The organism is Streptomyces sp. NPDC032822, assembly GCF_055578825.1.
On the sequence record NZ_JBVIOL010000007.1, the window covers coordinates 471,357 to 484,019 of the forward strand.

The window sequence follows — 12,663 nt, forward strand, 5'->3', positions numbered from 1 at the left end:
GAAGGGTCAATAATTCCGGGGCCACGCTTCGGAAGCCGCTCATCGAGAGGACGATCATGAGTACGGCGAGCACGCGACCGCCCGAGAGCCGTTACGGCCGCTCCTCGGACGAGCGTGCCGACCACAAGCTCAAGATCGTCGGTGCCGTCCTCGCCGCTCTGCTGCTCGCCCTCGTCGGCTATTTCGCGTACCACTACGTCGGCCAGAACAAGATCAGCGCCGAGGTGATCACCTTCGAGCAGGGGCCGGACGCGGTGCAGGTACATCTGGAGGTCCGCAAGGACTCCGGTGCCCGCGGCTACTGCACCCTGCGCTCCCAGGCGGAGAACGGCGCCGAGGTGGGCCGGGCCGACTTCCGCTTCGACGGGGACGCCACCCGCATCGACAAGGTCGTCACGCTGCGCACCACCTCCCCGGGCACCACGGCCGAACTGCTCGGCTGTCACGCCGACTGAGGGTCCTCCGCAATGCGTAGGCGATGACCTGCGTTGACGGTATTCCGAGGCTTATGTCCTCCCCCTTCCGCCGCTGAATTGTTAGGCTCGTGGTTTCGCCCTTCCACGAGGGAACATCCTTCTGGGTAGGGCGATGCTTTGTATCCCAGTACCTACGAGGAGCACCTGTGACCCAGACCAGCGAAGACGTCACCTGGCTCACGCAGGAGGCGTACACCAAGCTCAAGGACGAGCTGGAGTACCTGTCTGGTCCCGCGCGCGCCGAGATCACCGTGAAGATCGCGGCCGCTCGCGAGGAGGGCGACCTGCGCGAGAACGGCGGGTACCACGCGGCCAAGGAGGAGCAGGGCAAGCAGGAGCTCCGCATCCGCCAGCTGACCCAGCTCCTGGAGAAGGCCAAGGTCGGCGAGGCCCCGGCCTCCACCGACGGTGCGGTGGCGCCCGGCATGGTCGTGACGATCGCCTTCGACGGCGACGAGGACGACACGACGACCTTCCTGCTGGCCTCGCGCGAGTACGCGAGCGCCGACATCGAGACGTACTCCCCGCAGTCCCCGCTGGGCTCCGGTGTGATCGGCCACAAGGTCGGCGAGAACGCGCAGTACGAGCTGCCGAACGGCAAGAAGGCCTCGGTGAAGATCCTCAAGGCCGAGCCCTACAGCGGCTGACCCACACGCCCCGCACGCCCTTGGCGAGCCCCCGACGTCCCGCCGATGCCGGGGGCTCTGTCATGCCGTCCTCGTCATGCCCGCCCCTCTCGCGGGAGGGGCTCGTCCTTCCGGGTCAGAGACGCTGAAGCGAACGAACCACGACTCGTCCACCGCTGTTGATCGGGATCCGCGAGGCGGACCGGTCAACCGGTCGCCCGGCGGTACTTGCGGACCGCGAGCGTACGGAAGACGGCGATGATCAGGACCGAGTAGATCACCGACGCCCACACCGGATGCTGCATGGGCCAGGCGTCGGACGGGGAAAGGCCGGGGTCGCCGAAGAGCTGGCGTGCGGCCTGCACGGTCGCGCTGAACGGGTTCCATTCGGCGATGTGGCGCAGCCAGGGCGTCATCTTGCTGGAGTCCACGAAAGCGTTCGAGATGAACGTCACCGGGAAGAGCCAGATCAGTCCGCCGGATGTGGCCGCCTCCGGGGTGCGCACGGACAGACCGATCAGCGCGCCGATCCACGTGAAGGCATATCCCAGCAGAAGCAGCAGGCCGAAGCCGCCCAGGATCTTCCCGAAGTTGGTCGGGTCCACGGAGCCGGGGCGCCAGCCCACGATCAACGCGACGATCGCGAGGACGAGGAGCGTCAGAGCCGTCTGCGCGAGATCCGCGACGGTCCGTCCGGTCAGCACCGCGCCACGCGCCATGGGCAGGGAGCGGAACCGGTCGATGAGCCCCTTGTGCATGTCGTCGGCGATACCGGCCCCGGAGCTGGCCGTGGCGAACGTGACGGTCTGCGCGAAGATGCCCGCCATCAGGAAGTTCTTGTAGACGTCCAGATCGGTGCTGTTGCCGATCTGCATGGAGCCGCCGAACACGTAGGTGAACAGCACCACGAACATAATGGGCTGAATCAGCCCGAAAAGGATCATTTCGGGAATTCTGGTCATCCGGATCAGGTTCCGGCGGGCCATGACCAGGGAATCGCTCACGGCGCTCACTTGGCGGACTCCTTCTTGTGTCGGCGGTCCTTGTCGGCCTCGGCCGTGCCGTTGCCCTCGTCCTTGACCTCGGCCACATGGCCCGTCAGGGAGAGGAAGACGTCGTCCAGGGTGGGGCGGCGCAGGGCGATGTCGTCGATCTCGATGCCCCGGGTGTCGAGTTCCCGGATGACCTCGGCGAGGAGCTTCGCGCCGCCGGTGACGGGCACGGTGAGCTTGCGGGTGTGCTCCTCGACGGTGGTCTCGCCCTTGCCGAAGCCGGCCAGCACCTCACGGGCGGTCGCGATGTGCCCGCGCTCGTGCACCACGACCTCGACGCGCTCGCCGCCGGTGCGGGCCTTGAGCTGGTCGGAGGTGCCGCGGGCGATGACCTTGCCGTGGTCGACCACGGCGATGTCGTGGGCGAGGTGGTCGGCCTCTTCGAGGTACTGGGTGGTCAGCAGCAGGGTGGTGCCGCCGGAGACCAGCTGCTTGATGACCTCCCACAACTGTTGACGGTTGCGCGGGTCGAGGCCGGTCGTCGGTTCGTCCATGAACATCACGGGCGGGGAGACGACCAGGGCCGCGGCCAGGTCGAGGCGGCGGCGCATACCGCCGGAGTAGGTCTTGGCCGGGCGGTCCGCCGCGTCCGTGAGGTGGAACTGCTCCAGCAGTTCCTCGGCCCGGGCCTTCGCCGCCTGGGCCTTCATCTGGTACAGCTGGCCGACCATCTGGATGTTCTCGCGGCCGGTCAGGTATTCGTCGACGGCGGCGAACTGGCCGGACAGGCCGATCGAGCGCCGCACCTCGTTGGGCTGCGTCAGCACGTCAAGGCCGGCGACGACCGCCCGGCCGCTGTCGGGGCGCAGCAGGGTCGTCAGACAGCGGACGGTGGTCGTCTTGCCCGCGCCGTTCGGCCCGAGCAGGCCCAGCACGGTGCCCTCGGGGACATCGAGGTCGACGCCGTCCAGAGCCTTTACGTCGCCGAAGGTCTTGACCAGGCCTTCGGCATAGATGGCGCCTGGCATATGAGTCTCCACGTCTTCGGGGATTCTTCGGAAAGCCTAGATTTGCAGCTTCTGTTCCGCCTGAGGGATGACACGGGAAAAGAGCGGAGCGGAACGGCAACGGACACACCATAACGCGATGTATCGCGTCTCTCAATGGACTTTCCCGAACGAGTGACACCGTGAGACGGAAAGGGCCCCCGAGCTCGGCGGATGCCTCGGTCGACGCTCGGCCGACGCCTCAGTCGATGACCGTGTATCCCGCTTCGCGCAGGGCTCGGCCGACCTCGGCGCAGTGCATCGGCCCCTTCGTCTCCAGGTGCAGTTCGACCTCCGCCTCCGTGAGCCCGAGCCGTGGATCGGTCCGGACGTGGCCCACGTCGAGGACGTTAGCGTCCACCACTGACAACACCCCGAGAAGTGTCGCGAGAGCGCCGGGCCGGTCCGTCAGCCGCAGCCGTACCGCCAGGTAGCGGCCCTGCGCGGCCATGCCGTGGGTGAGGATGCGCTGCATCAGCAGCGGGTCGACGTTGCCGCCGGACACCACCGCGACGACCGGCCCCTCGAAGGAACCCGGGTCGCTCAGCAGCGCGGCGACCGGGCTCGCCCCGGCCGGCTCGGCGACCAGCTTGGCCCGCTCCAGGCAGAGCAGCAGCGCGGTGGACAGCTCGTCCTCCGTCACCGTGCGCACCTCGTCCACCAGCTCGCCGATGATCCCGAACGGCACGTCGCCGGGCCGCCCGACCTTGATGCCGTCGGCCATCGTCGCCGGGTTCTCGATCGCCACCGGGCACCCGGCCGCCAGCGAGGGCGGGTACGCGGCGGCGCCGGCCGCCTGCACACCGACGATCCGCACATCCGGCCGCAGCGCCTTCACCGCGACGGCGATACCGGCCGCGAGGCCGCCCCCGCCGATGCCCACGACGATCGTGCGCACCTCGGGGCACTGCTCCAGGATCTCCAGGCCGACTGTGCCCTGACCTGCGATGATGTCGGGGTGGTCGAACGGGTGGATGAACACCGCGCCGGTCGCCTCCGCGTACTCCTGCGCGGCGGCCAGCGTCTCGTCGACCACCTGCCCGTGCAGGCGCACCTCGGCGCCGTACTCCTTGGTGGCGCTGATCTTCGGCAATGGGGCGCCCTGCGGCATGAACACCGTGGACCGCACGCCGAGCAGGGTCGAGGCCAGCGCGACGCCCTGGGCGTGGTTGCCCGCGCTCGCGGCGACGACACCGGCGGCCCGTTCCTCGGGCCGCAGTCCGGCGATCCGGACGTACGCGCCGCGCAGCTTGAACGACCCGGTCCGCTGGAGGTTCTCGCACTTGAAGTGGACCGGCGCCCCGACCAGCTGGGTCAGGTGCCGGCTGCCCTCCATCGCGGTCACCCGCGCCACGCCCGAGAGCATCTTCTGGGCACCGCGCACGTCGTCGAGCGTCACCGTCGGCACGGAGGGGGCCTCGCGGTAGTTCATGACTCAAGTCTCGCAGTTCACACGCGCGGGCCGCCGCTGTGACCAACCTCCGAGACCGGTTTGCGCAGCCCCGGTACGGCCCGCCCCCGGGCCGCGTACCCTGTCCCCCAATCCAGCAGCCCCTTCACGAAGTGAGCCCCCGGCCATGCCCACAACACCTGAAATGTCGATGGACATGACGACCGTCGGTGACAGCGGTCTCCTCGACACGCTGCAGCACGAGGTGGCGGTGTTCGCCCGCCGTGCCGAACAGACCCGGCTCGGTGGAGTCGGACAGGTGCGCAACTCCATGGACCGCGCCGCGTACCTGCTGCTCAACCGGCTGGACAAGGAAGGCCCGATGGGCGTCAAGGCGCTCGCGGCGAGCATGGGAATCGACTCGTCGACGGTGACCCGTCAGGTGGCGCCGCTCGTCGACACCGGGCTGGTCAAGCGGACCTCGCACCCCGAGGACGGGCGGGCGGTGGTGCTCCAGCTGTCACCGCGCGGGCTGTCGCGCCTGGAGGAAGTGCGTTCTTCCCGGCGTCAGTTGATGGCCGAGCTGACCCAGGACTGGGCGCCGGAGGAGCGCAAGGCCTTCTGCACGCTCCTCACGCGCTTCAACACCGCCCTCTCCACCCGGATGGCCACCCAGGACGTTCCGGGGGCGGACGGCCCCTCGCCTTCCTGAGCACCTGCCGGACGCACCCCGGGCAGCCCGGAGGCACCCCGGCCCGACCTCCGGGCCGTGCGCGGCCCTTGACCTACGGGCCACGCCTGGCCTCATATGAGACCGGGTCCAGTCGTACGCCGGTTCGCATCCTGTACGCGGCCGGACCCGTCCCTCAGGATCGCCCTCAGGCGGGAGGTGCGGTGCGGCAACGGCAAGCGGTCCAGGATGCCCGCCGTGCCCGGGAGTTCGAGACGTTCGTCGCGGGCGCGGCCGGGCGGCTGCTCCATGCCGCCACGCTCCTCACGGCGGAGGAGCCGCACGACAACCCGCGCGCGCGGCGCCTGTTGACGCTGGCCCTCGCGCACACGTACGCGTCCTGGGACCGGCTGCGCGGTGAGGACCCCTACGACCGGGCCCGCCAGTACCTGGCCACCCGCTTCGCGCGCGGGGCGTGGCACCTGTACGGCGGTCTGGGCGGAGCCTGGCTCCGGTACCGCGGCCCCGGCGGGGTGGGGCACCGGTTCGGCGTACCCGGCCCGGCCCGTCGCCGGCCGGCGGGTGCCCTGGCGGCCCTGACCCCTCAGGAACGTCTGATCCTCGTCCTCAGGTTGTACGAGGGTGTGGCCGAGGAGCAGGCGGCGGCCCTTCTCGGTCTCCCCGTGGAACGTGTCCGCACCCTCTGCGACCGGGCCACGGCGACCCTGCTGCATCCGCCGCGGGGCCCGGCCCCGTCGGTGGGCGGGGCGAGGATGGCACCGTCATGAGGCGGACCGACGTGGCCCGCGCCGGGGGGCGGACGTGAACCGGCCCGAGCGGGAGGCGGCCGTACGGCGGGTCATGGACCAGTCCCCGCCGCCCGTGCCGCCGGAGCTGTACGCGGAGGTCGTACGGCGTGGCGGTCGCATGCTGCGTCGCCGGCGGGCCGCCCGGCGGCTGATGTGGCTGTTGCTCGCCGCCGCGGTGGTCGCCTTCGCCGTGTGGGCGCTGATGGTCCAGCCCTGGGTGGAGCCGCCGTCTCAGACGACTCCACCGATCACGGACTGGTGATCTTGACCGGCCGGTCCGGCGCCCGGGACCTGTCCTAGCCCAGCGCCTGCTGGAGGTCCTCCAGGAGGTCCTCCACGTTCTCGATGCCCACGGACAGCCGGACCAGGTCGCCGGGCACCTCCAGGGCCGAGCCGACCACGGAGGCGTGGGTCATGCGTCCGGGGTGCTCGATGAGGGACTCGACGCCTCCGAGGGACTCGCCGAGCGTGAACACCTTGGCGCGGTTGCAGACCTCGACGGCCGCCTCCTCGCCGCCCTCGACCTGGAAGGAGACCATGCCGCCGAAGGCCCGCATCTGCTTGGCGGCGACCTCGTGACCGGGGTGGTCGGGCAGGCCCGGGTAGAGGACCTTCGTCACGCGCGCGTGCCGGGTCAGCATCTCGGCGACCTTGGTGGCGTTCTCGCTGTGCCGGTCCATGCGCACCGACAGCGTCTTGGCGCCGCGCAGCACCAGCCACGAGTCGAAGGGCCCGGCGACCGCGCCCATCGCGTTCTGGTGGTACGCCAGTTCCTCGCCGAGTTCGGCGTCGGCGGTGACCAGCGCGCCGCCCACGACGTCCGAGTGGCCGCCCATGTACTTGGTCAGGGAGTGCACCACGACGTCCGCGCCGAGCGCCAGCGGCTGCTGGAGGTAGGGCGTGGCGAAGGTGTTGTCGACGACCAGGCGCGCGCCCGCGTCCCGGGCGACCTGGGCCACCGCGGCGATGTCGGTGATGCCGAGCAGCGGGTTGGAGGGGGTCTCCACCCACACCGCCTTGGTCTTCGGGGTGAGGGCGGCCCGTACCGCGGCGGCGTCGGAGGTGTCGGCGACCGACCACTCCACGCCCCAGCGGGAGACGACCTTCGCGAAGAGGCGGAACGTGCCGCCGTAGGCGTCGTTGGGGATGACCACGTGGTCGCCGGGGCTCAGCAGCGTACGCAACAGGCAGTCCTCGGCCGCCAGTCCGGACGCGAACGCGAGGCCGCGGCAGCCGCCCTCCAGGGCCGCGAGGTTCTCCTCCAGGGCCGTCCTGGTCGGGTTGGCGCTGCGGCTGTACTCGTAGCCGCCGCGGAGACCGCCGACGCCGTCCTGCTTGTAGGTCGAGACCTGGTAGATCGGCGGGACGACCGCGCCGGTGAGGGGATCCGCGGTGTTGCCCGCGTGGATCGCGAGGGTCTCGAAGTGCTGACTGATGTGCCTGTCGCTCATGAGCACCGAGCGTAGTCCGCTCGCGGGGCAGGTGCCTGACACCGAGGTCGGAGGCCCGCGGAGGGAAGGGGGCGAGGGCTCCGCGGCACGGTGTCGATGCCTCCGCGGGACGGAGGCGACGGTTCCGTGGGACGGAGGCGACGGTTCCGCGGGACCGGGCCGGTGCGGACGGCCGGGGTTTTCCACAAGGGGTCGGCGAGGGGTCGGCGAGGTTTTCCACAGGTTCGCGGACCGGGTTGGGCAATTGTCGGCGGCGTCTGGAACCCTTGGCACATGGAGATTCTCTGGGTCCTGATGGCGCTGGTCATGCTGGGCTTCGTGCTGGTTCCGTTCCTGCGGCGCAGGCGCGGCATGATCGAGCAGGTCCACCCCGGCCACCCGGACGCGGCGGACCCGGCGAACTACGGCTTCGCGGCGCAGGAGGAACTGGACGTCCGGATGCCCGGCCCCGACCGGGATCTGGTGGACGTCCTGGACCTGGTGCAGCGCACCCGGGACCACAAGGCGGCCGCACAACTCCTCGCCGGTACGGAGAGCGAGGGCGAGCCGCGCTGGCAGCGCGTCCAGGCCTTCGCCGGCGCCGCCTCGCTGGAGTTGCAGCAGCGGCCGAGCGGGGTGAGCGAGTCGCCGGGCGGGCAGTGGCTGCGGGTGTGGCGGGCCGAGGCCCCCAAGGACGCGGGCGGTGCGGCCGTCCACGCGGAGTTCCTGGTCCAGCAGGCCTGGCGGACGTCGACGCCCGGCACGGACGAGTTCCGGATCATCATGGAGGAGGCGCGGTCCGCGTGCGGTGACGCGGCGCTGCTGGCCCCCGGCGACCCGATCCCGTACATCGTCGAGCTCTCGGTGGCGCGCGGACTGGCGTACTCCCGGCCGGAGTTCGAGCAGCTCTGGCTGAAGATCCTGGACCGCGCCCCGAACCACATGGGGGCGCATCTGGCCGCGCTGCACTACTGGTGCGAGAAGTGGCACGGTTCGCGCGAGCAGGCGTACGGCTTCGCGGAGGCCGCGGCGGCCCGGGCCCCGCACGGCTCCCTCCTCGCCGCCATGCCCCTCTTCGCGGTGTTCGAGCACCTCCCGGAGGTGAACCTGGTCAGTGGCTTCTACCGGAGCGAGGTCGTGACGAAGGCGATCCATGGCGCGCTGCACGCCGTCCACTCGGCCCGCGCCGACGACCCGATGCTGGCGCACGTCCGCCATCTGCTGGTCTTCTTCCTGGTCCGCGCCGAGCGCTGGGCGGAGGCGATGAGCCAGCTCGTCCACATCGACGGCCACGTGGGCGCCCTCCCGTGGACGCTGTCGCCCGACCCGGCCGCGGAGTTCGCGGTCTACCGGGCGCTGGCGGTCGCGGGCTACGAGGCGAACGGCGGGAGCCCGGCGACGCTGCCGCACTGAGTCCCTCAAGGGCTCCCACCAGGCAGGGATTGCCTCACGACGGCCCGGTCGGCCATACTCCGCCGTCACACCCGTGTTGGTCATGAGCACGTCTTGTGCAGGTCCTGACCGGCCGGCCGTTCCATGCGTTCCGAGATGTCCGATCTTCGGATCCGTCCTGTGGGGGGACCTCTGCCCGATGGGCACCACTCTGCGCGCGCTGCGCGCCCTTCTGCTGCTCGCCGGCTTCTATCTGCTCGGCGTGGTGCTGCTGGCCCTGCTCGCCGGCGGCGACTACCTGCTCTACCTGCACGCTCCCAGCAGCCTCACGGTGAAGCTGACCATCGTCTCCGTACTTCTGGCGATACCGCTGGTGCGCGGCCTGTTCATGCTGCGCACCCCGCCGGACGAGGAAACGGCGGGGCTGCCCGTCACGGAGGCCGACGAGCCGGAACTCTGGCGCACGGTGCGGGAGTTGGCCGACCAGGTCGGCACCCGCGCCCCGGCCCGCATCGTCCTGACGGCCGACATCAACGCCGCCGTGGCGGAGGACGCCCGGCTGCTCGGCCTGCTGCCCGGGCCACGCCACCTCCACCTCGGCGTACCGCTGATGCAGGGGCTGTCCGAGGCCCAGCTGCGCGCGGTCCTCGCCCATGAGCTGGGCCACTACGCGAACGCCGACACCCGCCTGTCCGCGCTCACCGTGCGCGGGCGGGCGCAGGTCCTGCGCACCATCACGCACTTCGAGCAGCGGGCCGACCGGACCGCGGCGCGCGAGCAGGCCCGGCAGGAGAAGAAGAACGCCAAGGCCGAGTCCAAGGGCAAGCAGACCAAGGAGGTCGACACCGGCTTCTCGGGCATCACGTACCGCGCGATGGCGAAGATCTACATCGGGTACGCCAAGCTGTACTTCCGCGCCACGCTCGCCGCCTCCCGCCGCCAGGAGTACGCCGCCGACGCCGCTGCCGCCCGGCTCGTGGGCCGGGACGCCACCGCGTCCGCGCTGCGCGAGATCCCGGTGCTGGACGGCGCGTTCGGCTTCTACACGCGCTGCTACGCCACGCTCGGCACCGGCAGCGGGCTGATGCCGCCGCGCGGTGAGGTGTTCGGCGGCTTCGGCCGGATGCTGGCCGCCCGTCAGCTCGAACTGACCGGGCTCCGCGCGGATCTGCCCACCGAGCCGCCGTCGCCGTACGACTCGCACCCGCCGATCGCCGACCGGGTCCGCCGGATCGAGGAGCTGCCCGACGACGGGCGCGCGGACGAGGACCGGGGTGCGGCCCTGGCCCTGCTGACCGCCCCGGAGCGAACCCTCACGGCCCTGGAGGACGCGGTCCTCACCGACGAGGTACGGGGCCTGGAGCGCACCGGCGACTGGCAGGAACTGCTCGACCGCTCGATGGCCGACTCGTTCGCCTCCGGCGGCACGCACCTGCACCGGGCGTTCGCCGAGTACACCGGGAGCGAGCCGACGTTGCCCGCGCTGCTCGACCTGATCGAGGACGGCCGGCTGTGGCAGCTGGCGAAGCGGCTGCCGCTGTCGGACGCGGCGTCCGCCGCGGAGGGCCGGGTCTTCCGCGAGTTCGTACGGCCCACCCTGGCCCGGTCGCTGTCGAGCATGGCCCTGGCCGAGCTCAACGCCCGCGCGCTGCTGCGCTGGGAGTTCTCCTGGGAACGGTCGGCGATCCCGCATCTGCCGCCCGCCGCCGACGGCACCGAGCCCGACCTCGACACGGTGGTCGGCCCGGCGGTCGCCGACGCCCCCGACACCGCCCCGCTGCGCGCGCTGCTCGCCCGCCACGACCGAAACACCGAGGTCTGACGTGATCGTCGTCTGGATCGTCCTGGCCGTCGTCGGACTGCCCCTGCTCGCCCTGGGCCTGTACTTCCTCAAGGCCATCGTCCAGGGCGCCTCCGAGGGCTGGCGCGAGGGCACCGAGGAGTCCACCGCGTACGAGCTGCCCGCGGCGGCCGCCGCCCTCGGCCTGCTGCCGCCCGAGCGGCAGAACACGGAGTACGCGGCGCCCGTCCCGGCCCCGCTCGTCGCGGCACTCGACGCCGCGAAGGCCGGGGACTGGCAGCCGGCCGCGGCCCTGCTCGACGCGAGCGCCGAGGCCCGGGACTGGGAGCACCGCTCGTTCCACAGCGGATCGCTCGCCGCGCTCGCCGTCGAGGACGACACCTGGCTGCTGGCCTGGGAGGCGGCCCGCGCCGACGACCCCGGCGCCGCACTGGTGCGGGCCCGCAGCACGGTCGCCCTGGCCGGGAGGATCCGGGGCGCGCAGCGGGCCAAGCACACCACCGCCGAGCAGTTCGAGGGCTTCCACCGCGTCATGGCACAGTCCCGCGAGGAGCACGCGCGCGCCGCCGCGCTGGCCGTCGAGGGCGACCCCACCCCGTACATCGGCGAGATCCCGACCGCGCTGGGCCTGGGCTACCCGCACGCCCAGATGGACCGTCTGTGGAAGGAGCTCACGGACCGCGCCCCGCACCACTACGAGGCCCACTACATGGCCCTCCAGTACTGGTGCGCCAAGTGGCGCGGCTCGCGGCAGCTGGCCCGCGAGTTCGCGGCCGGCGCCGCCGCGAAGGCCCCGCTGGGCAGCCTGCTGACGGCGTTCCCCCTCATCGCGCACTTCGAGCACGACGACTCGGACTCGGCGGACGCCGACCGCACCCCCGAGATGCGGGCCCTGGTCGACGCGGCCCTCGCGGACGTGGCCGCCGCCGACCCGTCCCACCCGCGCCTCCCGGAGGTCCGCCACCTGCTGGCGTTCTACCTGTGCCTCCAGGATCGTGACGAGGCGGCCGTCGAACAGTTCCGCCTGGTGGACGGCTACGTCGACGCCCTCCCGTGGCGCTATCGCGGGAACCCGGCGGGCGAGTTCTGCCGACTGCGCGACCTGAGCCTGGCGAACGCGGGCGGGACGGCGGCCTGACGCCGTCCCGGCCGACGGGTCTCCCGCAGACGCAGACGGACGACTGACAACGGACGAGGGTCGAAGGTCGAAGGTCGAGGGGATCGCTCGACGGCTTCTGAGGCTTTGACCTTGACACGGTGACAAGGCCTTCACTGTGTGCCGAGGAGGTGGTCTCGATGACGACCACGAGCCAGGACACGGATGCGCTACGAGCGCTCCAGAGCACGCAGGGCCTGCAGTGCCTGCAGGCCCTGGACGACGGCCGCTCGTCCGTGCGACTGCGGGCGGCTCTGGCACTCGGCACGACGCCGGACCCGCGCTTCGTCGACACGCTCGTCGAGCGGTGCGCGATCGAGCCCGAGTTCTTCGTCCGCGACATGCTGACCTGGGCGCTCACCCGCCACCCGGTGTCCGTGACGCTCCCCGCGCTGCTCAGCGAGACCCGCTCGGAGCGTGCGCAGGCGCGGAGCCAGGCGCTGCACACGCTGTCCAAGATCGGGGACCGGACGGCGTGGCCGGCGATCACCCGGACGCTGTTGTCCGACGCCGACGACGAGGTGGCGCGGAGCGCGTGGCGGGCCGCGGTCATGCTCGTACCGGAAGGCGAGGAGCCAGGGCTGGCCGCGGTGCTGGCGACGCAGCTCGGGCGCGGGGAGCGGGAGACGCAGCGGAGTCTCAGTCGGGCGCTGGTCGCGCTGGGCGAGGTCGTTCTGCCGGCCCTGCGTGCCGCGTCGACGGCCCCTGACCTGCTGGTGCGCGCGCACGCGCTCGCCACGGAACGGCTGCTGCGCGACCCGGACAGCGGTTTCGAGTTCGCGATCGAGGAGGCGAAGCGCCTTGTGGCCCTCGGCGGCTCGGGCCAGGAGGGACAACAGGAGAAACAACAGGAGGGACAACTGGAGGGACAATAG

The 12,663-nt window shown here is 71.5% G+C and carries 13 protein-coding genes; 9 read left to right on the top strand and 4 right to left on the bottom strand.

Going from position 1 to position 12,663, the window contains the following annotated elements; genetic code table 11:
* Window positions 1-56: 56 nt before the first annotated feature.
* Both ACZ5VD_RS22655 and greA read left to right on the top strand, forming a co-directional pair.
* On the top strand, window positions 57-455 hold the full coding sequence (locus ACZ5VD_RS22655) for a DUF4307 domain-containing protein (protein WP_468547385.1): 399 nt from the start codon (window positions 57-59) through the stop codon (window positions 453-455).
* Between the two features lie 167 nt (window positions 456-622).
* A complete protein-coding gene (gene greA, locus ACZ5VD_RS22660) occupies window positions 623-1,123 on the top strand; it encodes a transcription elongation factor GreA (protein ID WP_468547386.1) in 501 nt (166 codons plus the stop codon).
* A 185-nt stretch (window positions 1,124-1,308) separates the two neighbouring features.
* Here greA and ACZ5VD_RS22665 read toward each other — a convergent pair whose 3' ends face one another.
* The 3 genes from ACZ5VD_RS22665 to ilvA form a co-directional block, all read right to left on the bottom strand.
* Complete coding sequence (locus ACZ5VD_RS22665; protein ID WP_468547824.1) at window positions 1,309-2,088, bottom strand: ABC transporter permease; 780 nt, start codon at window positions 2,086-2,088, stop codon at window positions 1,309-1,311.
* 23 nt (window positions 2,089-2,111) lie between these two features.
* Entirely contained in the window at window positions 2,112-3,122 is a 1,011-nt protein-coding gene (locus tag ACZ5VD_RS22670; protein ID WP_468547387.1) for an ATP-binding cassette domain-containing protein, read from the bottom strand.
* Window positions 3,123-3,342: 220 nt separating this feature from the next.
* Window positions 3,343-4,572, bottom strand: a complete 1,230-nt coding sequence (gene ilvA, locus ACZ5VD_RS22675; RefSeq protein WP_468547388.1) for a threonine ammonia-lyase — start codon at window positions 4,570-4,572, stop codon at window positions 3,343-3,345.
* Window positions 4,573-4,735: 163 nt separating this feature from the next.
* Between ilvA and ACZ5VD_RS22680 the strand changes: the two genes are divergently transcribed.
* From ACZ5VD_RS22680 to ACZ5VD_RS22690, 3 genes are all read left to right on the top strand, one after another.
* Window positions 4,736-5,242: a MarR family winged helix-turn-helix transcriptional regulator gene (locus tag ACZ5VD_RS22680; protein WP_468547825.1), complete on the top strand. Its 507-nt coding sequence runs from the start codon at window positions 4,736-4,738 to the stop codon at window positions 5,240-5,242.
* 182 nt (window positions 5,243-5,424) lie between these two features.
* On the top strand, window positions 5,425-5,988 hold the full coding sequence (locus tag ACZ5VD_RS22685) for a sigma factor-like helix-turn-helix DNA-binding protein (RefSeq protein WP_468547389.1): 564 nt from the start codon (window positions 5,425-5,427) through the stop codon (window positions 5,986-5,988).
* Between the two features lie 34 nt (window positions 5,989-6,022).
* Complete coding sequence (locus tag ACZ5VD_RS22690; protein WP_468547390.1) at window positions 6,023-6,271, top strand: hypothetical protein; 249 nt, start codon at window positions 6,023-6,025, stop codon at window positions 6,269-6,271.
* A 34-nt stretch (window positions 6,272-6,305) separates the two neighbouring features.
* Here ACZ5VD_RS22690 and ACZ5VD_RS22695 read toward each other — a convergent pair whose 3' ends face one another.
* A complete protein-coding gene (locus ACZ5VD_RS22695; RefSeq protein WP_468547391.1) occupies window positions 6,306-7,460 on the bottom strand; it encodes a cystathionine gamma-synthase in 1,155 nt (384 codons plus the stop codon).
* Between the two features lie 273 nt (window positions 7,461-7,733).
* On the opposite strand from ACZ5VD_RS22695, the gene ACZ5VD_RS22700 reads away from it, so the two are divergent.
* The 4 genes from ACZ5VD_RS22700 (at window position 7,734) to ACZ5VD_RS22715 (ending at window position 12,663) form a co-directional block, all read left to right on the top strand.
* The gene (locus ACZ5VD_RS22700; RefSeq protein ID WP_468683057.1) at window positions 7,734-8,852 is read left to right on the top strand and encodes a hypothetical protein; all 1,119 of its coding nucleotides are present in this window, start codon (window positions 7,734-7,736) and stop codon (window positions 8,850-8,852) included.
* 178 nt (window positions 8,853-9,030) lie between these two features.
* Entirely contained in the window at window positions 9,031-10,653 is a 1,623-nt protein-coding gene (locus ACZ5VD_RS22705; protein ID WP_468683059.1) for a M48 family metalloprotease, read from the top strand.
* A 1-nt stretch (window position 10,654) separates the two neighbouring features.
* Entirely contained in the window at window positions 10,655-11,770 is a 1,116-nt protein-coding gene (locus ACZ5VD_RS22710) for a hypothetical protein (RefSeq protein WP_468547394.1), read from the top strand.
* A 158-nt stretch (window positions 11,771-11,928) separates the two neighbouring features.
* Complete coding sequence (locus ACZ5VD_RS22715) at window positions 11,929-12,663, top strand: HEAT repeat domain-containing protein (protein WP_468683060.1); 735 nt, start codon at window positions 11,929-11,931, stop codon at window positions 12,661-12,663.